Below are 242 nucleotides of genomic sequence, written 5' to 3'. Positions count from 1 at the left end.
AGCCCCCTATGCAAGCTCAGTCTGTAAGCCACCAGACCACGTCGGCATACGGCATGGTCATGATTTCCTCGGCCGAGAAATTCAGTTCGGCCGCCAGTCGCTTGGCGGCCGTCTTCATGCTCTCGGGATTACAGTTCGTCTTCTCGCACCAGAAAGGTGTAACCGGTCGAGACGCGGTTGTAATCCTTGTAGGTCAGGCCCTCCAGGTCTTTGACGCCGACCTCGGCCAGGGAGGCGAACAG

Annotated in this window: 1 protein-coding gene; it reads right to left on the bottom strand. The window is 58.7% G+C overall.

Translation table 11 applies throughout. The features are described 5' to 3' along the window. Positions 1-128 precede the first annotated feature (128 nt). Positions 129-242: phage tail assembly protein (locus SB765_RS32970; RefSeq protein ID WP_410932941.1), on the bottom strand; the 114-nt coding region annotated here is incomplete at its 5' end.

This window comes from Pseudomonas sp. SIMBA_067 (assembly GCF_046534675.1).
GTDB classification, from domain to species: domain Bacteria; phylum Pseudomonadota; class Gammaproteobacteria; order Pseudomonadales; family Pseudomonadaceae; genus Aquipseudomonas; species Aquipseudomonas putida.
Note: the sequence above shows the minus strand (reverse complement) of the source record. Positions and strands in the feature narration are given on the sequence as shown.